The 20,753-nt window shown below is 70.6% G+C and carries 20 protein-coding genes; 9 read left to right on the top strand and 11 right to left on the bottom strand.

Going from position 1 to position 20,753, the window contains the following annotated elements; genetic code table 11:
- The 3 genes from A8W25_RS05865 to A8W25_RS05875 form a co-directional block, all read left to right on the top strand.
- On the top strand, positions 1 to 1,050 hold a 1,050-nt coding region (locus A8W25_RS05865), incomplete at its 5' end, for a transcriptional regulator (RefSeq protein ID WP_234386287.1).
- Position 1,051: 1 nt separating this feature from the next.
- A complete protein-coding gene (locus tag A8W25_RS05870; RefSeq protein WP_067157057.1) occupies positions 1,052 to 1,621 on the top strand; it encodes a hypothetical protein in 570 nt (189 codons plus the stop codon).
- A 678-nt stretch (positions 1,622 to 2,299) separates the two neighbouring features.
- On the top strand, positions 2,300 to 3,064 hold the full coding sequence (locus A8W25_RS05875) for an SDR family oxidoreductase (protein ID WP_067157060.1): 765 nt from the start codon (positions 2,300 to 2,302) through the stop codon (positions 3,062 to 3,064).
- A gap of 56 nt (positions 3,065 to 3,120) precedes the next feature.
- Here the strand turns inward: A8W25_RS05875 and A8W25_RS05880 are convergent, their stop codons facing one another.
- The 8 genes from A8W25_RS05880 to A8W25_RS05915 form a co-directional block, all read right to left on the bottom strand.
- Positions 3,121 to 4,233, bottom strand: coding sequence for an alpha/beta hydrolase (locus A8W25_RS05880; protein WP_067157062.1), 1,113 nt, complete (start codon positions 4,231 to 4,233; stop codon positions 3,121 to 3,123).
- A gap of 166 nt (positions 4,234 to 4,399) precedes the next feature.
- Positions 4,400 to 5,362 (bottom strand): L-tyrosine/L-tryptophan isonitrile synthase family protein, encoded by a 963-nt coding sequence (locus A8W25_RS05885; RefSeq protein WP_067157065.1) that lies wholly within the window; start codon positions 5,360 to 5,362, stop codon positions 4,400 to 4,402.
- 208 nt (positions 5,363 to 5,570) lie between these two features.
- On the bottom strand, positions 5,571 to 6,830 hold the full coding sequence (locus A8W25_RS05890; protein ID WP_067157068.1) for a cytochrome P450 family protein: 1,260 nt from the start codon (positions 6,828 to 6,830) through the stop codon (positions 5,571 to 5,573).
- 12 nt (positions 6,831 to 6,842) lie between these two features.
- Positions 6,843 to 8,681 carry an asparagine synthase (glutamine-hydrolyzing) gene (gene asnB / locus A8W25_RS05895; RefSeq protein ID WP_067157070.1) on the bottom strand — a complete coding sequence of 613 codons (1,839 nt, stop codon included), beginning with the start codon at positions 8,679 to 8,681 and terminating at the stop codon, positions 6,843 to 6,845.
- Between the two features lie 15 nt (positions 8,682 to 8,696).
- The gene (locus A8W25_RS05900; protein WP_067157073.1) at positions 8,697 to 10,085 is read right to left on the bottom strand and encodes an MFS transporter; all 1,389 of its coding nucleotides are present in this window, start codon (positions 10,083 to 10,085) and stop codon (positions 8,697 to 8,699) included.
- Positions 10,082 to 10,891: an ABC transporter ATP-binding protein gene (locus A8W25_RS05905; protein ID WP_067157076.1), complete on the bottom strand. Its 810-nt coding sequence runs from the start codon at positions 10,889 to 10,891 to the stop codon at positions 10,082 to 10,084. Before A8W25_RS05905 ends, A8W25_RS05900 begins: the two co-directional genes overlap by 4 nt.
- On the bottom strand, positions 10,888 to 11,868 hold the full coding sequence (locus A8W25_RS05910; protein ID WP_234386291.1) for a FecCD family ABC transporter permease: 981 nt from the start codon (positions 11,866 to 11,868) through the stop codon (positions 10,888 to 10,890). The genes A8W25_RS05905 and A8W25_RS05910 overlap by 4 nt, the downstream gene beginning before the upstream one ends.
- A 111-nt stretch (positions 11,869 to 11,979) precedes the next feature.
- Positions 11,980 to 13,068: an ABC transporter substrate-binding protein gene (locus A8W25_RS05915; protein ID WP_199831678.1), complete on the bottom strand. Its 1,089-nt coding sequence runs from the start codon at positions 13,066 to 13,068 to the stop codon at positions 11,980 to 11,982.
- A 223-nt stretch (positions 13,069 to 13,291) separates the two neighbouring features.
- On the opposite strand from A8W25_RS05915, the gene A8W25_RS05920 reads away from it, so the two are divergent.
- From A8W25_RS05920 to A8W25_RS05940, 6 genes are all read left to right on the top strand, one after another.
- Positions 13,292 to 14,410 (top strand): DUF5937 family protein, encoded by a 1,119-nt coding sequence (locus A8W25_RS05920; RefSeq protein WP_067157079.1) that lies wholly within the window; start codon positions 13,292 to 13,294, stop codon positions 14,408 to 14,410.
- A gap of 171 nt (positions 14,411 to 14,581) precedes the next feature.
- Complete coding sequence (locus tag A8W25_RS05925; protein ID WP_067157082.1) at positions 14,582 to 14,968, top strand: nuclear transport factor 2 family protein; 387 nt, start codon at positions 14,582 to 14,584, stop codon at positions 14,966 to 14,968.
- A 71-nt stretch (positions 14,969 to 15,039) separates the two neighbouring features.
- Positions 15,040 to 15,576, top strand: a complete 537-nt coding sequence (locus A8W25_RS05930) for a DinB family protein (protein ID WP_067157085.1) — start codon at positions 15,040 to 15,042, stop codon at positions 15,574 to 15,576.
- Positions 15,577 to 15,687: 111 nt separating this feature from the next.
- Positions 15,688 to 15,831, top strand: coding sequence for a hypothetical protein (locus tag A8W25_RS33860; protein WP_234386289.1), 144 nt, complete (start codon positions 15,688 to 15,690; stop codon positions 15,829 to 15,831).
- A gap of 353 nt (positions 15,832 to 16,184) precedes the next feature.
- Positions 16,185 to 16,670 carry a hypothetical protein gene (locus A8W25_RS05935; protein ID WP_158942423.1) on the top strand — a complete coding sequence of 162 codons (486 nt, stop codon included), beginning with the start codon at positions 16,185 to 16,187 and terminating at the stop codon, positions 16,668 to 16,670.
- 155 nt (positions 16,671 to 16,825) lie between these two features.
- Complete coding sequence (locus tag A8W25_RS05940; RefSeq protein ID WP_067157104.1) at positions 16,826 to 17,383, top strand: HAD domain-containing protein; 558 nt, start codon at positions 16,826 to 16,828, stop codon at positions 17,381 to 17,383.
- Positions 17,384 to 17,451: 68 nt separating this feature from the next.
- Here the strand turns inward: A8W25_RS05940 and A8W25_RS05945 are convergent, their stop codons facing one another.
- From A8W25_RS05945 to A8W25_RS05955, 3 genes are all read right to left on the bottom strand, one after another.
- Positions 17,452 to 17,820 (bottom strand): hypothetical protein, encoded by a 369-nt coding sequence (locus A8W25_RS05945; protein ID WP_067157107.1) that lies wholly within the window; start codon positions 17,818 to 17,820, stop codon positions 17,452 to 17,454.
- A 981-nt stretch (positions 17,821 to 18,801) separates the two neighbouring features.
- Positions 18,802 to 19,365: a sigma-70 family RNA polymerase sigma factor gene (locus A8W25_RS05950; protein ID WP_234386298.1), complete on the bottom strand. Its 564-nt coding sequence runs from the start codon at positions 19,363 to 19,365 to the stop codon at positions 18,802 to 18,804.
- Between the two features lie 5 nt (positions 19,366 to 19,370).
- On the bottom strand, positions 19,371 to 20,252 hold the full coding sequence (locus A8W25_RS05955; protein WP_158942427.1) for a hypothetical protein: 882 nt from the start codon (positions 20,250 to 20,252) through the stop codon (positions 19,371 to 19,373).
- Positions 20,253 to 20,753: the final 501 nt, after the last annotated feature.

The following is a 20,753-nucleotide window of genomic DNA, read 5'->3' on the forward strand; positions in this document are numbered from 1 at the left end:
CGTACAGGGGAGCCCAGAGCGTCCCGAGAGTCCAGAGAATCCTCGGAGTCCCCCAAACCCCCCACCCGCCGTGCCTTCCAGCCCCCCCGCCCCGAGCCCTCGGACCTGGTCGCCCAGGCCGTGCGCGCGGCGCTCGCCGAGCACCGGGGCGATGTCGACGCGGCGACGGCCGCGCTGGTCAAGCGGGCGATCCCGGACGCGATGCGGCTGCTGGACGAGACGCGCAAGGGCGCCCGTTACGACATCATCGCCCACCCCTGGATCCCGGACGTGCTGCGCAAGCAGACGGCCAAGGGCGCCGACCAGATCTGGGAGGCGCGCCCCAAGTGGACGCGGCACGAGCTGCCGCCGGGCGAGCACGAGGTGACGGCGCTGGACATCAACGGCGCGTACCTCTCGGCGCTGAAGACCCATCTGCCGCTGGGGCAGCTGGAGCACTCCACGGGCTTCGCGCACGACCGCCGCCGGGCGGGTGTGCACCTGATCACGCCGCCGGTGTGGGAGCACGAGGACGTGCTGCCCAACCCGATCGGCAACCGCGACGAGCCGGGCCCGCTGTGGGTGACCGAGCCGACCCTGCGGCTGCTGCAACGCCTTTCGGGCCCGAAGTACGGGCTGTGCGAACCGCCCGAGATCCACGAGTCGTTCACGTCCGGGGCGACGGAGAACCTGCTGGAGAAGTTCCGTATCGCCCTCAAGGACGCGCGTGACGCGGCGCTCGCGGACGGGGACGAGGTGACGCTGGAGTACGTGAAGGCCATGTACTCCAAGTTCGTCTCCACGATGGGTGAGTCGAACTACAACCGCGAGCTGTACCGTCCGGACTGGATGCACATCATCCGCTCCCAGGCGTTCGCCAACCTCTGGATGAAGGCGTACAAGGCGCACGACGAGGGCCTGGCGGTCGTACGGGCGATGGGCACCGACGAGCTCCATGTGATCGGCGACTGGCGCGGGGTGTTCGCGGAGGGCCGGGGCGTGACGGAGGTCAAGGTCAAGGACACGTACACCGCTGGCGTTGACGCTGTCGTAGCGGGCGAGGAGGGCTGAAGTGCCGGAACAGAACCATGAGTTCGGCAAGTACGGGGCACGCGGCATCAAGGGCAGCGAGGCCGTGTCCCGCGTCCTGGACGGGCTCGCGGGCGGCATCGCGACGCCGGTGACGGTCAAGCGGGGCCTGATGGCGCGGCTGCACTATCTGACGCGTACACCGCACGCGTGGGCGGCGGCGCGCGAGGCGGGCCTCACCGTCACCGACCGCACGCTCAAGGCCTGGCTGGCGGGCGGGCGCACCCCCACCGCGGCGAACCTGGAGCGCATCGACCGCGCGTACTGGACGGTCCGCCGCCACAACGTGGCCCGCCACCTGCTGCGCCGCCTCAACTCGGCGGGCGGCACGCGCGTGGAGCTCCACCCCCTGAACCAGTCCCAGGTCCCGCGCCCGCGCCAGCGGATCGTGGAGTACCGCGCCCTCAACGTACGCCGCTGGGACCGCATCGTCGAGGCGTGGGCGGCGGCGGACCCGGAGGCCCTGGACGGGGCGTGGACGGACGTCATCGAGGACTTGGGGTCGCAGTGGGGGCAGTATGAGTATGTGACGAATGTGGGGTTCGCGGCGTGACGCGTCGCCGCCGGGGGTTGCCCGACGGGCTTCAGGCGGGCACGCCGAGTTCGCGGTGGGTGCGCTTGTGAACGCGCGCACCGCAGGCTCGCGCCGCCACGGGGCGAGGGCCGTGGTGAACTCGGCGACGTAGTCCTTGGCCCGGGAGGACTGGACGCGGGCGAGGATGTCGACCGAGCGGTTGCCGAGCGCGAGGCCGATCTCACCGAGATCGCCGGGCCGCCCCAGCCGTTCGCCGATCGCCTGAGCCAGCAACCGGGGCACCGGGCCCTTGGGGACCATGCCGCGTCGGCACCAGTTCGCCACGGACGTGTGGGAGTAGTCGGTCTCGGTCCCGGCCTGGTGGGCGAGCTGGTTGACGCGGTGGGCCAGGGACTTGTGGCTCGCACCGCTGGCTTGGATGATCCGGGCCAGGTCCGTGTTGGGCGGACGGGTCCGGCGGACGGCCGATGGCACGACGGCCTCCCTTGCCGGTTACTGAAGCGCTGCGCACGCCGGCCCGTCGTGCCGGTGACGCCGACAAACGGGAGTGCGATCGGACCCGCTCAGAAAAGAATTCCCCTGAACGTGTCACGTTCCCCCGCCCCCGCGTTTCACAGAAGCAGAGCCGCCCGCGAACGCGGCTCGCCCCGCCGGAAAAGGGCGCGGCACGCACAGTGAGTTCTGGAGTGAAGAGTCATGGCGAACCCCATCCTGGTCACCGGCGGCACCGGCACCCTCGGCAGCCACGTCGTTCCCCTGCTGCGCCAGGCCGGGCGCAGCGTACGGGTGCTGAGCCGGAGCGTCCGCGAGGGGCGCGACGGGGTCGAGTACGTGGCCTGCGACCTGTTCAAGGGGGAGGGGATCGAGGCCGCCGTGGACGGAGTCGAGATCATCCTGCACCTGGCCGGCGGGCCCAAGGGCGACGACGAGGCGACCCGTAATCTGATGGCGGCCGCCACCCGCGCCGGGGTCAAGCACGTCGTCTACATCTCCGTCATCGGCGCCGACACCGTCCCGATCGGCTACTTCCAGGCCAAGCTCGGCGCCGAGCGGGCCATCGAGGAGTCGGGCATCCCGTGGACGACGCTGCGAGCGGCCCAGTTCCACGACCTGCTGCTCACCATGGCGCAGAAGATGGCCAAGCTGCCCGTGATCCCCGTCCCGGGCGGCATCCGCTTCCAGCCCGTCGACTCGCGCGAGGTCGCCGCCCGGCTGGTCGAGCTGACCCTCGGTGAGCCGCAGGGGCTGGTGGCCGACCTGGCGGGGCCGAAGGTGTACGGGATGGGGGACGTGAACCGTACGTATCTGCACGCGCTCGGCAAGCACCGGCTGATGATGCCGGTGCGGGTGCCCGGAAAGGCCGGGCGCGCCTACCGCGCGGGCGTCAACCTGTCCCTCGACAACGCCCTCGTGGGCCGGCGGACCTGGGAGGACTTTCTCGCCGAGCGGGTCGTCGCCTGAGAGCCCCGGGCCCCCTCACTGCCTGCGCCCCGGCCTGCGCCCCCCTGCCCGCGCCTTCACTGCGCCCGCAGTCTCCCGCCCAGCCACGCCAGCGCCGGGGGGATCTCCCGCCGCCACGTGTTGAAGTTGTGCCCTCCCGTGTCCAGTGTGATCGACGAGATGTGGGCGGGCGGCCGCACCTTCGCGATGAACCGCTGGGTGGCCCGGTAGTTGGTCTCGCCGTGCTTGGACGTCGTGACCAGGAACGAGGAGCGGCCCTGGGGCAGGTGGTCCAGGCTCCACAGCAGGTCGGCGCGCCTCTTCTCGTACTTGTTGCCGTGGAAGAGGTCGCCCGAGTCGCGGTCCACCTCCGCGTTGTAGTCGGCGGACAGGCCCACCCCGGCGGCGTACGCCTCCGGGTGCTGGAGGGCGAGCTTGAGGGCGCAGTAGCCGCCCGTGGAGTCCCCCATGAAGCCCCAGTTGCGGGGCGCGGTGCCCACTCGGAACGTCCCCGAGATCGCCTTCGGCAGGTCCTTGGCGAAGAACGTCTCCGTCTGCGGACCGCCGGGGATGTCGATGCACTGGGTGTTACGGGGCGGCGCCACCGTGGGCCGCATCATCACCAGGATCATCGGCTGCATCTTCTTCTGCTTGACCTGCATCCACGCCGTCTTCGGGTAGCGCAGCCCCTTCAGCAGGTTCTCGGCGGTGCCGGGGAAGCCGGTGAGGACGACGGCGGCGGGGAACGTCTTGTGCTCGTACTCCTTCTGGAAGTACTCCGGCGGCAGATACACATACGCCGGGCTGACGATCCGCGACCGCTCGCCCTGCACCGAGATCTTCTGCACCTCTCCGCTGAGGTGCGGCGAGCCGGATCCCGGAACGCCGACCTCCTGCTTGCCCATCAGCTTCACCCCGGGGTTGCCGATGGCCTGCGTGCCGAGGACCCCCACCCCGGTCTGCTGCCCGAACAGGTCCGCCCACGACCCGTAGAACAGGAACGTCCGGTTCGCCGCGAGTCCCACCGAGGAGAACACGAGCACCTGGATCACCAGGACCAGGCCCACCCGGCCCAGCACCGGCACCCACCCCCGCCGCGCCAGGAACGGCCACAGCCAGATGGTGGCGGCGAACAGCAGGACGGTGCAGGCCACGGCCAGCAACAGAACGGTGGTACTCGTCAGGCCCATAACCGCGCAAACTCTCCGCCGGGACTCCCGGATGGGTGGATGTCCAGTGTCGGGGAGTCAGATACGGATCCGGGGCAATCCGTTCCCAGGGCGGGTCGTCGCCCAAGGATCCGTCGGGCCCGTCAGCCCGTGACCGCCGACCCCTCGGCCTGTGACCGCCGTCGGATCAGCCCGTGACCGCCATCGGGCGTGCGTCGCCCTGTTCGAAGTGGCTCGGCCGCCCGTCCCGGTGCACCTCGCGGCCCAGGCGCGCCGCCCTGGCCCGGGGCATCAGCGTCCAGGTGCCGTCGGCGCGGCGCAGCGCCGCCGAGTGCCACGGGGTGGTCCAGGCGTCGGGCGCGTCCAGGAGGCGGATGCCGAACTTGGGGGCGCCGGCCGGCTGGGGATGGATGGACAGCCGTACGGCGTCGGCGTGGTGGTCGGCGATCAGGTCGCCCCAGGCGCGGCTGCGCTGGATGACGCCGTACGCCCGGACGCGGCACTCGCGCTGGAGCGCGGACCTCGTACCGGTGAAATGAGCCGTGTCCTCGACCAGGAAGCGGGTGATGCCCCGGTACAGGGCGAGGGTCTGCTCGTCGCTGCGGACCTCGGCGCGCAGGGCGTCCACGCTCGGGGCGTAACGCTCGTGGACGTGCGCGCGCTTGGCGGCGTGCGGCAGGTCGCCCAGTACGTCACGCAGGTCGAAGACGGACAGCCGGTCCAGGCCCGAGGCGGCGATGAGCGTGCGCAGTTCGTCGGAGTACGCGTCGATGTCGTGGTCGGGGACGTGGACGAGGTCCCCGAAGACATGGCCGTCCGAGCAGATGACGATCCGGGCCCCCGGTGGGTGTATGCGGCCGATGTCTCTGCACAGGGAGTCCAGGAACCGCAGCGAGAGGCGTTCGCCCTGGTCGGGGAGGTGGCCCAGGACCTTGGCGGGGTTGGGGGACTTGCAGGGGAAGCCGGGCAGGGTGAAGACGACGGGCGCCCCGGCCCGTACGAAGGCGGAGATCTGGCGCAGTTGGTGGGGGAAGGCCAGCGGGTCGACGTTGTCGCGGGAGTTGGTGGTGCGGTGGTGCGGCAGCAGCAGGTTCAGGATCGAGGCGCTCAGGCTCGTGGAGACGCGGTCCGGCGCGGAGGTCAGCGGCATGGGTTGCTCCAGGAGTGGGTGTCGGGGCATGGCGGCATGGCGCCTCGGCGGGTGCCGGGCGCGTGAAGCCGTATGAGTGGATGGGCCCGCGCCCCTCAGGGGCGCGGGGAACTGCGCGACCAGCCCAAGCCGGCCCGCAGCCGACTCACGACCCTTCCGGCGAAGCCGGAGACGCGGAGCCGGAGCCGCAGGGGCCGGCGCTCAGGCGTCAGACGCGGCGGTCGTACGCGAGGGGCAGCCGCGCCGTGCCGCGGCCCAGCACCGCCTGGACCCACTCCAGATCCTCATCCGCGACAGCGAGCCGCAGCCCGGGCAGCCGCCGCAGCACCGTGCCCAGCGCGATCTGAAGCTCGGCCCGGGCCAACGCCGCCCCGGGGCAGAAGTGGATGCCGTGCCCGAACGCCAGATGGGGGTTGGGGGAGCGGTCCAGGACGAGCGCGTCGGGGTCCTCGAACCGTCGCGGATCCCGGTTGGCCGCGCACAGCGAGACGATCACCGAGTCACCGGCGGGCACCACCGTGCCGTGCAGCTCGCTGTCCTCGGCGAGGAAGCGCCAGGTGGTGAGCTCGAAGGCGCTGTCGTAGCGCAGGAGTTCCTCGACCGCGCGGGGCAGCAGCGCCGGGTCGTCGCGCAGCCGTACCAGCTGGTCCGGGTGGCGCAGCAGCGCGACGAGCGCGGTGGTGATCTGGTTGGTCACCGGCTCCTGGCCCGCCACCAGCAGCTGGAAGATCATGGAGTCGAGCTCCTCGCGGGTCAGCTCGCCCTCGTCGCGGGCCACGACGAGACGGCTCAGGAGGTCGTCGTCCGGGTGGGCGCGCTTGTGGGCGACGACCTCGGCTATGTAGGTCTGGAGCCCGTGCAGCCGTGCCTCGTACATCGGCCGCCCGGGGTCGGTGGGGCCGACGGGCTGGACGACCTTGCCCCAGTCGCGGTCGAAGCGGGCGGCCAGGGCGGCCGGGAGGCCGATGGTCTCGGCCAGGACCTGGAAGGGGAAGTGGGCGGCGAAGGCCGCGACGAGGTCGGCGGGGCCCTCCTGCGGCAGGGCGTCGACCAGCGCGTCGGCCAATTCCTGGAAGCGGGGCCGCAGCGCGTCGACGCGGCGCGGGGTGAACGCGTCCGTCACGAAGCGCCGCATCCGGGTGTGCCGGGGCGGGTCCTGGTGCAGGAGGTGGACCTGGAGCTGGGAGTGCTGCGGCTCGGGCATGATCGAGGCGCGCTCGCGCCAGCGGTCGTTGCCCCGGTCGTGGTTCTTGCCCAGGCGCTCGTCGTTGAGGGCCGAGTGGGCGGCCTCGTACCCGGTGACGAGCCAGGCGTTCACCCCGCTGGGGAACAGGACGCGGTGGACGGGGCCGTCCTCGCGCATCTGCTCGTACAGCGGGTACGGGTCGCGCTTGTACGGGCAGCCCATCAGCGGCACGGGTTCGGCGGTGGTCCCGTCGGAGAGCGGCCGCGGTTCCTGGATGGTCATGAAGAGCGCTCCTCAGAGGGCGAGTTCGGGCTGGTGGTGGTCCAGCCACAGGGCGAGGTCGACGACGCGTTCCAGGCGGAGCCGGTGGCCCCACTGGAGCTGGTCGGGCGGGGTGTCCAGGCACGGCTTGATGAGGGTCTCGTCGGCGAGGTCGCGGACCCGGCCGCCGCACGCGTCCAGCGCGTCGCGGGCCATGTTCTGCAGGCCGCGGTTGTAGTCGGGGTGGTGGGTGGCCGGATAGTGGTTCTTGGGCCGCCACAGCACCGAATCGGGGGCGAGTCCCGCGCCCGCCGCGCGCAGCAGGCTCTTCTCGCGGCCGTCGAAGCTCTTGAGCGCCCACGGGGTGGCGAAGGCGTACTCGACGAGCCGGTGGTCGCAGTACGGGACGCGGACCTCCAGGCCCTGCGCCATGCTGAGCCGGTCCTTGCGGTGCAGGAGCTGGCGCAGCCAGCGGGTCAGCGACAGGTGCTGCATCTCGCGCTGGCGGTGCTCCTCGGGGCTCTCGCCCTGAGCGTGCGGCACGGCGGCGAGCGCGGCGCGATACGTGTCGTCGCGGAACTCGCCGATGCGCAGGCCGAGATCCGGGTTGAGCGGCATCGCGGCCTCGTCGCCGGTGACGAGCAGCCAGGGGAAGGTGTCGGCGGCCAGCGCCTTGGGGTTGTGGAACCAGGGGTATCCGCCGAACACCTCGTCGGCCGCCTCGCCGGACAGGGCGACCGTGGAGTGGCGGCGGATCTCGCCGAACAGCAGATACAGCGAGGTGTCCATGTCGCCGACGCCGATCGGCGAGTCCCGGGCCACCACGACGGCCTTGCGGTGCTCGGGGTCGAGCAGGGCGCGCGGGTCCAGGACGACCGTGCTGTGGTCGGTGCCGATGTGGGCGCCGGCCTCGATGGCGTACGGGGTGTCGTGGCCGGTGCGCAGCACGTCGCCGGTGAACTGCTCGGCCTGGTCGCTGTAGTCGACGGCGTACGAGCGGATGCGCGCGTGAGGGCCCTCGCGCAGCCGCAGTTCGTCGGCGAGCAGCGCGGTCAGGACCGTGGAGTCGATACCGCCCGACAGCAGGCTGCACAGCGGGACGTCGGCCTCCAGCTGGGCGCGGGCGGCGGTGGAGACCAGGTGGTGGACGCGGTCGACGGCGGTGTCCTTGTCGTCGCCGTGGACGCCCGCCTCCAGCTGCCAGTAGCGGTGCTCGCGGATGCCGTCCCGGTCCAGGGTCAGCAGGGCGCCGGGCTCGACCTCCCGTACGCCCGACCACACCGTGGGGCCGGTGTTGAAGAGCAGGCTGTACGCCTCGCGCAGACCGTCGGCGTCCACCCGGGGGTGCAGCTCGGGGTGGGAGAAGAGGGCCTTGGGTTCGGAGGCGAAGGCGAGGCCGCCGTCGACGGCCGCCCAGAACAGCGGCTTGACGCCGAGCCGGTCGCGTACGAGCAGCAGCCGCTGCTCACGGGCGTCCCACACGGCGAAGGCGAACATGCCGTCGAGGTGGTCGGCGAGGGAGGCGCCCCACTGGGCGTAGGCGCGCAGCACCACCTCGGTGTCGCTGCGGGTGTGGAAGGCGTGCCCCAACTGCCGTAGTTCCGCGCGCAGTTGGTGGTGGTTGTAGATCTCGCCGCTGTAGGAGAGGACGGCGGTGGGGTTCTCGGGGCGGTCGGGCATGGGCTGGACGCCGCCCGCCGGGTCGATGACCGCAAGGCGCCGGTGGCCGAGGGCGGCGTGCTCGTCGAGCCAGACGCCGCCCGCGTCGGGGCCGCGCGGGGTGAGGGCCGCGGTCATGGCCTCGACGACCGGGGTCCGCTCGCGGGCGTCGCGGGTGTCGCGGAAGGACACCCAGCCGGTGATTCCGCACATGGGGCAACTCCAGGGTCAGGAACGGGCGGCGGACACCGGGTCGGTGCCTTTCGCGGCCGGAAGCGGTACGGGCCGTACGGGCACCGCGAGGAGGGGTACGGCGAGGCAGGCGGCGACGGCGGCGAGGGCGAGCCCGGCCCGTACGCCGTCGCCCTCCCCGGCCAGGCCCCACGCGGCGGTGGCCAGGGCAGGCCCCAGGGTGAAGCCGAGGCTGCGGGCGAGCTGGACGGCCGAGCCGACGGTGGCGGCCCGCTCGGGTGCGGCGGCGCCCATGACGAGGGCCTGGGTGGGGCCGCCGCCCAGTCCCATGCCGACTCCCGCGAGTGCCAGACGCCAGGCCACGTCCGGCGCGGACCAGGTGTCGCCGAGCGGGACGAGCAGCAGCAGTCCGGCTGCGGTGAGTACGGCGCCCACGGTGGCGACGGGCCGGGCGCCGTACCTGTCGGCGAGGCGTCCGCCGAGCGGTCCGGCGAGTCCCATGCCGAGCGGGAAGGCGAGCACGGTCAGGCCCGTGGCGGTGGCGCTGCGGCCGTCGTCGCGCTGGAGGTGGAGGGCGACCACGTAGTGCATGGCGGCGAATCCGGCGGCCAGCGCAAGGACGGCGCCGTGCGCCCGGTACAGGCCCGAGGCCCGCAGCGCGCCGGTCACCGGGCGCCCGCCGGGCCCGCGCAGCCACCACCACAGGGGCCCCGCGGCGGCGGGCGCGGCGAGCAGCCACCACGAGCCGTGCGAGGCGGCCAGGGTCAGGGTGACGAGGAGGACGCTCACGCCGGTGCCGACGAGCAGGGCGTCGGCCGCCGAGCGCCGGTCGGGGGCGCGCAGGCGTCCGTCCTTCGGCATCGCCTTCCAGGCGACGGCCAGGGCCAGTACGCAGACGGGGAGCTTGACGAGGAACACCGCCCGCCAGCCCAGCTGGTCCAGGAGCAGCCCGCCGAGCGCGGGCCCGGTCACCGCCCCGAGCGGGCCGAGCGTGGCGGGCACGCTCATCGCGCGGCCGCGCAGCTCGGGCCGTACCGACCGCATCGCGAGGACGGGCATCAGGACGAACAGCACGGCCCCGAACGCGCCCTGCCCGATCCGGGCGGCGATCAGCCAGGCCGCCCACGGCGAGAGCGCGGCGAGCGCGCTGCACACCGCGAACCCGCAGGTCGCGGTCAGCAGCGCGGGGCGCGTGCCGACCCCGTCGAGCCAGCGGCCGACGGGCAGCAGCAGGGCGACGACGGGCAGCTGATAGCCGAGGACGGCCCACTGGGCGGTGGCGGCCGAGACGTGCAGCCCGGAGGAGATGTCCGCCAGCGCCACGTTCACGATGTTCATGTCGAGCATCGCGACGAAGGAGAGCAGACCGGCGACGGCGACGAGGGACCAGCGGTCGACGGGGGGAGCATCGGGGGTGCGGCTCATATCCGTACCTCCGTAACCGGGGCGGTGTCCGCGTCCGCCGGAGTCCGGTGGTCGAAGGCGATCAGCGGATCCCCGGTCAGCGGGTGGTCCACGACGGCCGCCCGCACCCCGAACACCTCGGCCATCAGCGCGGGATTGAGCACCTCGCGCGGGCTGCCGGAGGCGACGACGTGTCCCCGGTGCAGGACGTGCAGCCGGTCGCAGACGGAGGCGGCGGCGTTGAGGTCGTGGAGCGAGACCAGCGTCGTACGGCGCCGGCCCCGCAGCAGGGCGAGCAGTTCCACCTGGTGGCGTACGTCGAGGTGGTTGGTCGGCTCGTCCAGGACCAGGACGTCCGGCTGCTGGGCGAAGGCCCGTGCGAGCAGTACGCGCTGGCGCTCGCCGCCGGACAGCTCGGTGAAGCGGCGGCCCGCGTGGCCGTCCATGCCGACGTCGGCCAGCGCACGCGCCACGATGTCCGTATCCGTGGCGTCCTCACCGGCGAAGGCCCGCTTGTAGGGGGTGCGGCCCATGGCGACGACCTCGCGCACGCTCAGCTCGAAGTCGCCGCCGCGCTCCTGCGGCAGCGCGGCCACATGCCGGGCCGCCTGGACGGGAGTGAGTTCGCGCAGATCGGTGCCGGACAGCAGCACCCGCCCGGCCGCCGGCTTCAGATGCCGGTAGACGGTTCGCAGCAGTGTCGACTTGCCGCTGCCGTTCGGCCCGACCAGACCGGTGATCTCGCCGTCGGCGGCGAGCAGATGCGCCCCGGCGACGACGGTACGGCCGCCGTAGGCGACGTGCAGGTCCTCGATGTCGATTCTCAACTGCCGCTCCCCAGCCGCCGGTCCAGCAGATACAGCAGCGCCGGAGCGCCGATCAAAGACGTGACGACGCCGACGGGCAGCTCCTGCGCGTCCATGGCCGTACGGCACACGGTGTCCACGACCACGAGCAGCAGCGCCCCGAGCAGCGCCGAGAGCGGCAGCAGCCTGCGGTGGTCGCCGCCGACGAGCAGGCGGCACACATGCGGCACCATCAGCCCGACGAAGGCGATGGCCCCGGACACGGCCACCAGGACGCCGGTGAGCACGCTCGTCACCAGGAACAGCTCACGCCGCAGCCGTACGACGTCGATGCCGAGCCCGGCCGCCGTCTCGTCGCCCATGAGCAGGGCGTTCAGGCCCCGGGCGCGGGCCTGGAGCACCAGCAGCGCGAGCGGAACGGCGATGGCCGGGACGGCGAGCAGCGACCAGGTGGCCCCGCTCAGGCTGCCCATCAGCCAGAACAGCACGCTGTGCGTCTGCTGCTCGTCCCCCGCCTGCAGGACGAGGTAGCTGGTGAAGCCGGACAGGAACTGGCCGATCGCCACCCCCGCGAGGACCAGCCGGAGCGGCGCGAACCCGCCGCCGCGCCGGGCCACCGCCCACACCAGGGCGAACGTGGCGAGCGCCCCCGCGAAGGCCGCGCCGGACAGCCCGAGTCCGAGCGCGCCGCCCGCCCCGGCGCCCAGCACGATGGCGGCGACGGCCCCGAGCGAGGCGCCGTTGGAGATGCCGAGCAGATACGGGTCGGCGAGCGGATTGCGTACCAGCGCCTGGACCGCCGTACCGACGACACCGAGTCCGGCGCCGACGAACGCGGCCAGCAGGGCGCGCGGCACCCGCAGCTGCCACACGATCAGATCGTCCGTACCCGGCCGGGGCGCCTCCCCCGACAGCCTGCGCCACACCACGCCCCACACCTCGCCGGGCGGGATGGAGGTGGAGCCGAAGGACACGGCCGCGGTGAGGGCGCCGAGCAGCGCGAGGGCGAGGACGGCGGCGAGGGCGGGGGCGGAGAGGGCGCGGGAACGGGCCCCCGTACCGGAACCGACGGGGGTGTTCTTGCGGGAGCCCAGCAGCGAGGCCACGGCTCAGCCGACCTTGCCGGGATACAGCGTCTTGGCGATCTCCCGGACGGTGTCGGCGTTGGAGACGCCCGCGATGGTGGTCCGCTCGGAGCCGATCCGTACGAAGTGGCCTTCCTCGACGGCCTTCAGGCCCTTGGTGGCCGGGTTGTCCCGGAGCCACTTCTGAGCCTCGTCGAACGCCGCCTTGTTCGCCGCCTCGCCGCCCCGGTCGCGTACGCCGAGCTGGATCCAGTCGGGGTTCTTGGCGATGACGTCCTCCCAGCCGACCTGCTTGAAGTCGCCGTCGCAGTCGCCGAAGGCGTTGCGGGCACCGGCGAGGGTGATCACCGCGTGGGCGACCTGCCGGTTGCAGACGACGGAGGGCTGCTTGGTGCCGGCGTCGTAGTCGAAGAAGAAGTACGTGGGCCGGGCGCTCTCGGCGGTGGAGCCGACAGCCGACTGCACGGCGCCCACGGTCCTCTTCATCCCCGCGACGAGTTCCCTGGCCTCGCCGGAGGTGCCGGTGACGGCGCCGAGCGAGGTGATGTCGTCCTGGACGGCGGACAGGTCGGTGACGGGGCTCTTGCGGTCGGCCGCGCAGGCGGTGGACTTCAGGAAGACGTGCTTGATCCCGGCGGCCTTGAACTCGGCCTCGGTGGGCGCGTCACCCATACCGCCACCCATGCCGCCCATCGAGGCGAAGGTGTCGATGTACAGATCGGCGCCGGAGCCGAGCAGCTTCTCCTTGGCGATGACCGTCTTGCCGAGCACCTTGACCTGCTGGGCCCTGGCGTCCAGGTCGGCGGGCAGGGTGCCCTTGCCGGGCGGGAAGCCGGTGCCGATCACCTTGTCCCCGGCGCCGAGCCGCAGCAGCAGTTCGAGACCGGCCGCGTTACTGGTGACGATCTTCTTCGGGGCGGCGGCGAAGGTGGTCTTGGCGCCCATGCAGTCGGTGACGGAGACGGGGAAGCCACCGGCGGAGACGGCGGCCCCGGCGGCCGCGTCCTTGTCCGAGCCCTTGCCCTTGTCGGCGTCCTTGCCGCCGTCGCCGCAGCCCGCCACCAGGAGGCCGAGCACCACGGCCGTCGTAGGCCACCACACGCGAGAACGCATCGAAACTCTCCAGGTCCACTTGGTACACGGGCGGACTTCTGCCGCCCGGTCCCAGTAGTCGCCGCGGATGCCGTTCGAGTTCCTGACGGAGTTGATCTCGTACAAGATTCGTACGAGATCACCTCCGGTCTCGTACGAGAAGGGCCCGCGCGCAGCCCACGTCGTTTGACGGCAAGCGTCAAACGACACCCCCCACCTGCGAAAACCCGGGCATGATGGCCCCATGAGCGTGACGATCGACATCACCGGACTGCCACCCGAGCGCCTGGTGTTCAGCCCGGCGCCGCTGGCCGAGCTGTGCACCGCGCTGCACGCCCTGGCCGAGCCGGGGCACCACCCCGGCCTGCACGGGTGGACGACCGCGACGAACGCCGCCCTGAAGCCGGACCTCGCGGACCGCCTGTGCGAGGCGGACTTCCTGTGGACGACGTCCTTCTCCGACATCTCGCTGCCGTTCGCCGCACTGCCCGACACCCACGGCCGCCCCGGCGCAACGCTCGCCGAGGACCTGGACCAGCTGGACCGGCTCGACGACGACGTGTTCGTCGACGCCGCCCTGGAGATCTCCTGCACCAGCCAGTACGGCCGAGGCGGCCCCTCCCCGCTCAGCGACGGCAGGGCCCGCACCCACGCCCTGGAACGCGCCGCGGCCCGCGGCCCGCGCCAACGGGAGTTCGCCGAACGCCTCCTGGAGGACCCGCCCGCCGTACGCGCCTGGATCCGCCGCCTCTTCGAGGACTGCGCGGAGGCGTTCTTCGACGACGTCTGGCAGCGCGTACGCGTCGAGCTCGCCGCCGACGCCCGCCACAAGACGCAGGTGCTGCGCCACAAGGGCCTGGCGGAGGCGCTGGCGGAGGTCTCGCCCGCGCTCGGCCTGGAGGGCGACGGCACGCGGATCAGCGTCGACAAACTCACCAGCGGCCGTACGAGCGCCCTCGACCCGGCCGTGGGCGCGGGCGTCACCTTCGTCCCGTCGTCGCTCGGCTGGCCCCACCTGTGGGTACTGCACGCCCCGCGCTGGCGCCCGGTGATCCACTACCCGGCCGCGGCACCGCAACTGCCCGGCCCCGGCTCCCTGGACCTGCTGGAGCTGCGCATGGAGGCCCTGGCCCACCCGATGCGCATCCGCATGTGCCGCTACCTGGCCCGCTCCGCGTACACCACGACGGAACTCGCGGCCGCGCACGACATCAGCGCCCCCGAGGTCTCCCGCCACATCGCGGCCCTGAAGAAGGCGGGCCTGATCACCACCCGCCGCCGCGGCCGCTACGTCCACCACCAGCTGGACCTCACGGTGGTGGCCCGCCTCGGCAGCGACTTCATCGAAGGCGTGCTGCGCTGACGTTGGCCGTACGCCCTCCGGCGCAGGGCCGAGCCGGCAGGCCCGTGGGGCGGACAAATGTCCCACGGTTCTCGGGACAGTGGTCTCTGCCGCCCAAGTGGTCCGCTCGGCGAGTCTGTTCACGTGGTCATGACCGTGACACGGAACAAGACGAGCAGGGGACGACAGGCTATGGATCAGTCGCTGGTGGACCGCACGCTGGACTATCTGAGCGCGGGGCTGGCGGGAGACACGCGGGCGCTGGACGCCGTCTGCGATCCGGGCTTCGAGAACATCCGGTGCGACGAGGCGGGCCGGGTGGTGACCCTGACGAGGGCGCGGTTCCTGTCCGGTTTCCAGACGCCCGGGCGGCAGGCGTACGAGAAGGCCGGCGCCATCAGCCCCCTGGTCACGAGCGAGTACGACGGCCACGGGACGGTCGTCGTGCGCCGCGTCCAGGGGAGCGTGCCGGTGCTCCACACCCTCGTGTGGCGACGGGAGGAGGGCGAATGGAGAACGCTGCTGCGCGAGTTCACATTCGTCAGGGGGATGGCAGAATGCGGACAGATCCAGACCTAGATAGTGCATAACTTGGTTGTCACAGGGCGGGGAGGCACGAGGCCTCCGCGCACATACCGAGGGCGGACAACATGGTCACTCACGTACCGGCAGAGGCCCCTGGCGACGAGCGCGGCGCGCTCCTGGCGTTCATCGAGGCCCAGCGCGGCGGACTGCGTCGTACGCTGCTCGGCCTGACCGAGGAGCAGGCGGCCAGCCACCCCAGCGCCAGCGAGCTGTCGCTGTCCGGACTGCTCAAGCACGTGGCGGAGTGCGAACTCAGCTGGCTGCGCATGGCCCAGCAGCGGCCGAACGAGAAGCAGCGCGAGGAGTCGACGTGGCACGAGAGCTTCCTCCTGGTCGGTGACGAGACGGTGCCGCAGGTGATGGCGTTCTGGGACGCGGTCGCCAAGGAGACGCAGGAGTTCATCCACGCGGTGCCGTCGCTGGACGACACGTTCCCGCTGCCCGAGGCCCCGTGGTTCCCGAAGGACGGCCGGGTCTCGATGCGCTGGATGCTGCTCCACCTGATCGAGGAGATCGGCCGCCACGCCGGCCACGCGGACATCGTCCGCGAATCCCTCGACGGCAAGACGGCCTTCGAACTGGTGGCGCTGGCGAACGCGTGAGCCGGGCGACTACCGGCCAGGAGCAAGGGGGCGCTTTCCGGCCTAGCATGCACTGACGTCCGTCGCTGAGACTGGGGAGGCGCAGTGCAACAGCTGGCAGCAGCAATAGCGTTGGAGGGTACGCCGGTACGGGACCTGAGCATCGGCGGCCAGATCGCCGCCGTGGTGTTCCCGCTGGCGGTGGCGGCCCTGGGCGGGGCGATCGTCACCGACTTCAAGGGCGCCGGGAGAAGGCGGATCGGACCACCGCGGTGATCCAGAAGATCGTGGGGTGGTGGTTCATGGTGGCGGGGGCGGTGATGTCCGTGGGGATGCTGGCCAGCATCCTGACCGGTTGACCGGTTGACCGGTTGACCGGTTCGCCCGATGTGGCCGAACGACCCTCCCCGAGCACCCGTTCAACCCGCTGGACGGCCACCGCTATACGGCTGCGGGGGTCCCGGGTGTTCCCACAGGTGGACGTCCTCCAGGCACTGGGTATCTCACCAGATGGGAAGTACCGAAGGGCGGTTCAACGCCCGAACGCTCCGGTCCATCCACGGCAGTGAGACGATTCTGCCGGAGACGATCTGTCTCGCGAAGCCCACGATTTGAGTGGGTGAGGAGCAATGGGGGATGAAGAGTTGAGCTATGTCCTGACGGCAGTGATCGCAAGGACCAGTCTGCTTACTGCGGTGACGAAGGGTACGGCTACCGCCCACGTGGTGGAACTACGACAAGGCCTGGCACTCGTGCCGATGTCTGCCGCCCTGTCGGATGAGGTTGCCGACGCCACCGCGGAGCGCCGTACCGACTTCTGGAACCTTCCGGCCGGCTTCGACCGCGTACTGGCCGACTGGTCGAAGGAAGGCCCCGTCGCCTATGTCGAATCCGAGTACTTCGGAGGGATGGGCGAGGAGAACGTGGCGGTCTGGCGTGACGGGCAACTCGCCCTGGGCCCGCTGCACCTCGTGGAGCCCGAGCCGCTGCCGGCCGAAGGCACCCCGGTCTGCCGGGCCCTGCGCGAGCTCGGCGCCGTAGCGGGTACGCGGGACGACGAGTTCGAGAGCGTGGGCCTTGGCGAGCACCGGAATACCGAATCGTGGCTGACGTGAGAGCACGCGCCTGAGCCTGCTGCGGCTCGCAGGATGCCAGACGAAAAACCGGTCGCCTCACGATAAGGCCGTCCTGTGGGATGGGGCCGCTCGCTCGTGCCATATCCGTGCCGACCGTCGGAACTGCCGAGCCACACCCCGGCTACGGTGCAGTGGTGACGACCCCTGCACCGCAACCACCACTCCTCTTCCTCGACGTCGACGGCCCCCTCATCCCCTTCGGCGCGACGCCCGACCAACTCCCGCACGGCTACCCGACGTACGACACCAGGCACGGCCACCAGCACCCCGGCCCCGACACCAACCCGCTCATCACCAGGATCAACCCCGCGTACGGGCCCCGGCTGCTGGCCCTGCCCTGCACCCTGGTGTGGGCCACGACATGGATGGCCGACGCGAACGACTGCATCGCCCCCTGGCTCGGCCTCCCGCAGCTGCCCGTCGTGGACTGGCCGGACCCTGAGGACGACGACCGCACCCATGGCCTCCACTGGAAAACACGCGCCCTCCGGGACCGGGCAGCCGGCCGCCCGTACATCTGGATCGACGACGAGATCACCGAAAGGGACCGGACCTGGACGGCGGCGCACCACCCGGCCCGCTCCCTCCTCCACCGCGTCGACCCGCGATTCGGTCTCACCGACGACGACTTCGCCGTCATCGAGCGGTGGCTGCGAGCCGGTCAGAACAGGGCTCAGAACAGCGAGTTGTAGGCGCTCCAGTTTTGAGTAGGCCCGTACGCCCTTGAGTACGGCACCACGTCGGTGGGCGGTGGGTGGGGTCAGACGATCCGGGCCCAGACCATGATCGCGTAGACGGTGGGTACCGGGCAGGCGAGGGCGCCGAGGAGGAGCAGACGGCTGGCCGGTGCGAGGCGACGGACGCCGGGGGCGAAGGCGAGAGCGGCCAGCACGGCAGCCGCGCCGATGATGATCCCGAAGAAGGTCAGGACGAGGTCTCCGACGGGTGTGCCGTCCGCCGCACCCCAGAGTGCGGCCATGCCCACCACAAAAGTCAGCAGGGCAAGCGAGGCGAAGGTGACGGCCCACAGCATGCCGGCCAGCACGGTGACGACGGCCTGACCGCGGTGGGGGCGGCGTCGCGGCGGCTGGTAGGGGCCGTACAGGGCCGCGTAGGTGGTGGGGTTCACGGTCGATTCCTTCTCATCGAGGTCGGTAATCGGGGTCTGCACAAGATCCTCATGCGGAGGGCGCCGACGCGGCATGCGCTCGCGTACTCACCTCTTCACCGGCCCGTACTCAGACGGGCGAAGCTGCTGGCCGCGGGCACGGGTGGAAAGAATCTTGCTCGCTGGCTAAACGAATCGGGGGCTGCGACGCCCTGTTCTACGTCGGGGTCCGTTGCCGGGTCCTGTCACGGTGCGTTCGTTGGGACACACCGGGATTGATGCCTGTACCTGAGCTCCGGGCAAAGAGATGCGGGTACGGGCCGGCAGGGCGGGGCCCAGGCGGCCCCGCCCTGCTGCTATTTGGCCTGCGTCGGCTGCCGGAGGGGGTCACGGCGGCTGAAATCAGCGCGCGAACGGCTTTTGGAAGCCGAGAAAAGACTAGACCAGTGATTTACAAACGGCCGCCTGTTGTATAGCGGTTCGGCCGATAGGACATCCGCCTTGGTGGGGGACATGACAACATGTCAGATGCGTCCGCGCCGCAGACCAGCCAACTCAGCGAAAGACCACTTGCCCGAACCGATTGACTGGCATCAGTCGGCGCGCGACAGGAATCAGCCAAACGCTATTCCATGGCAACAATCAATAAATTTCACTCACTCTGGCGACTCCCGGGAGACCCAGGACCAGAACATTCCCTGGTAAGGGGCGAGTGACACACTTGCAGACATCCGACCCTCGAAAGTCAACGCTCACTCCCGTAATCCCGGCCGGCACCTTGGGAATCCATTTTGTGCCACCATTTGTCTCATGATGAACGCCCGGGCCTACCTCCCCGGCCACCCCACCGCACCGCGATCGATGCCAGCGATCCCTGAGTAGATCCACACTCTGAGTGACCCCGCCAGCGAGGCGCCGCCCGCTACCGACTCTTAGCGGCCGCCTGTGGTGTTGCCCACACTCCTTCGAACCCGCGTGGGTGACTCCGGCCGCAAGCCGCAATCACCTGTCGAGTTCATGATCCGGGCGGTAACGGGAGACCGTGTCGCTGCGGGGCGTGTTGATCTGATGGTGCATCCGACGGCGTGCCTGCATGAGGTGTACGCGGACCGTGCTCTCCGCCACACCGAGGTCCTCGGCGACCTGGTCAACACTCTTGTCCGCCAGGTAGTGCAACGCCGTGGCCCGCTGCTGCTGCTCGGGCAACTCGTGCAGCGCCTCCATCAACGTTATCCGCAGCTCAACGCTGTCGGCGATGTCCCGCTCGACCCCGCTGGGCTCGGCAACCTTGTCCACCGGCACCAGCAGCGCGGTCTCCTTGGCCCTGCGGGCGGCGACGTGCCGCGCCACGGTCCGTACATACCGCTCCGGATAGTCCACCATGTGCCAACGCCGATACACCTCCAGGAGGGCCTCTTGGACGATGTCCTCGGCCTGCCCCAGGTCACGCGTACGCAGGACGGTCTCGGCAACCAGCCGGTGATAGTTCGTGGTGAAGAACCGTGTGAACTCTCTTATCGCCGAGGGATCCTCCCGCCCGCTTCCCGCCTCGGAGCCGGCGCCCATAGTGCTCACGGCCTGGCATCCTGTGAGCCGGCCGGGCTCGATGGCTTGTCGGCGGTGTGAGTCAGGTAGACGTTCAGACCGGTAGCCACGGTGCCGACCGCGGTGATGACCAACGAGACCAGCATGATCTTCGTCGTCACCTCCCACTGGCGCCACCAGCCCTTCGGCACGCTCTCGCTCGCGTACAACCGGACAGCCGTGCGCTGCTTCAGACGGTCTATCACCAGCCACCCTCCCACCGCACACATGACGAGGATGCACAGCATCAACATCACCGAGGACAGCGAGCGGTCCGTGATGCCCCAGCCGGTGACGAGCGCGCCGAGCAGACCCACCACCGCTCCACCGACGGCACCGACCGCCCGAGACGGCACGGACTTGAAGACCAGCCGGGACTGCGTCTTATCGAGAAGCTTCTCCAACTCGGCTACCAGATGGTTGATCCGGTCGTCGTCACCATGCGCACGCCCAGTCACAGCCGAGTCCGTGAACTCGAGGGTGAACTGGACGTCCGCAGACTCCACAGCGAAGATCACATGGCTGAGCTCGACGGGCTCGTCGTCCGCCGCGAAGTAGCGCACATCGGGAAGCTCGAGCAGTTCATCGACCGACGGGGCGTCGGACCAGCGAGGGTCCGGCACGTGGCACTTGGTCCAGACCCTCACCTCCGAGGCTTCGAAGGGCCGACGCACCGAGTGCTCGAGACGATTGAGATCGCGGCGCGCGATCTTGCATCCGCGCCGTTCGAGAACAACGGGTAGGTGGCCTGCGACAACAAGAGCCGCAGGCCACGCCGGGCCAGTCACCGGGTTTTCCTCCATCAAGTCCGCTGTCAGGTACCGGGATTCGAGGAATGGCGCCAGCTCCGGGCAGAAGTGGAGCACCACACCTTGAACCGCATCTAACACCGAACGAACCCCACATGACAAGCGTTGGTTTCAACTCTTAGATGCCGCCATCAGTTTCTGGCAGCATCCCCGGAAAGGATCAAGAAACACCAGCAGAGCATCAAACGAATCATCGTATGAACATAGTTACGGATGGGTGTGTGCCGTACGAGGAAATCGCCTTTTGCTTGTTATTGCGGGCAGTTAGTGGCGAACTTGATTGGTCATCAAAAAATATACCGGAGAAGTGTAGTGATAAAGAGTCAAGATGAGCTCGAAAACGTAGTTGGATACCCAGAGAGAACCTGGAGGTTGCGTGACCACCCGACCCAGCCAGCTAGTCTTTGGAATTCGCGGAGCGAATTCCATCAGCTCGAATTGCGGAGCAATTCGAGTCGCAGACAACGGAGTTGGCTGCGGCCGCTGGCGAAGCCGGCGGCTGGCCGCGCGGAGCGCGGCGTTCTTCCGCCGCGTAGCGGCGGCGCGGCGTGTCTGCGGAGC

The sequence above is a fragment of the Streptomyces sp. ERV7 genome (genome assembly GCF_001653515.1).
Lineage (GTDB): Bacteria > Actinomycetota > Actinomycetes > Streptomycetales > Streptomycetaceae > Streptomyces.

Bases quoted from the DNA above. Each gene is read 5' to 3' on its own strand.
- A8W25_RS05875 (WP_067157060.1), top strand. From the start codon at position 2,300: ATGGCGAACCCCATCCTGGTCACCGGCGGCACCGGCACCCTCGGCAGC.
- A8W25_RS05880 (WP_067157062.1), bottom strand. From the start codon at position 4,233: ATGGGCCTGACGAGTACCACCGTTCTGTTGCTGGCCGTGGCCTGCACC.
- A8W25_RS05885 (WP_067157065.1), bottom strand. From the start codon at position 5,362: ATGCCGCTGACCTCCGCGCCGGACCGCGTCTCCACGAGCCTGAGCGCC.
- A8W25_RS05890 (WP_067157068.1), bottom strand. From the start codon at position 6,830: ATGACCATCCAGGAACCGCGGCCGCTCTCCGACGGGACCACCGCCGAA.
- asnB (WP_067157070.1), bottom strand. From the start codon at position 8,681: ATGTGCGGAATCACCGGCTGGGTGTCCTTCCGCGACACCCGCGACGCC.
- A8W25_RS05900 (WP_067157073.1), bottom strand. From the start codon at position 10,085: ATGAGCCGCACCCCCGATGCTCCCCCCGTCGACCGCTGGTCCCTCGTC.
- A8W25_RS05915 (WP_199831678.1), bottom strand. From the start codon at position 13,068: ATGCGTTCTCGCGTGTGGTGGCCTACGACGGCCGTGGTGCTCGGCCTC.
- A8W25_RS05920 (WP_067157079.1), top strand. From the start codon at position 13,292: ATGAGCGTGACGATCGACATCACCGGACTGCCACCCGAGCGCCTGGTG.
- A8W25_RS05925 (WP_067157082.1), top strand. From the start codon at position 14,582: ATGGATCAGTCGCTGGTGGACCGCACGCTGGACTATCTGAGCGCGGGG.
- A8W25_RS05930 (WP_067157085.1), top strand. From the start codon at position 15,040: ATGGTCACTCACGTACCGGCAGAGGCCCCTGGCGACGAGCGCGGCGCG.
- A8W25_RS05935 (WP_158942423.1), top strand. From the start codon at position 16,185: ATGGGGGATGAAGAGTTGAGCTATGTCCTGACGGCAGTGATCGCAAGG.
- A8W25_RS05950 (WP_234386298.1), bottom strand. From the start codon at position 19,365: ATGGGCGCCGGCTCCGAGGCGGGAAGCGGGCGGGAGGATCCCTCGGCG.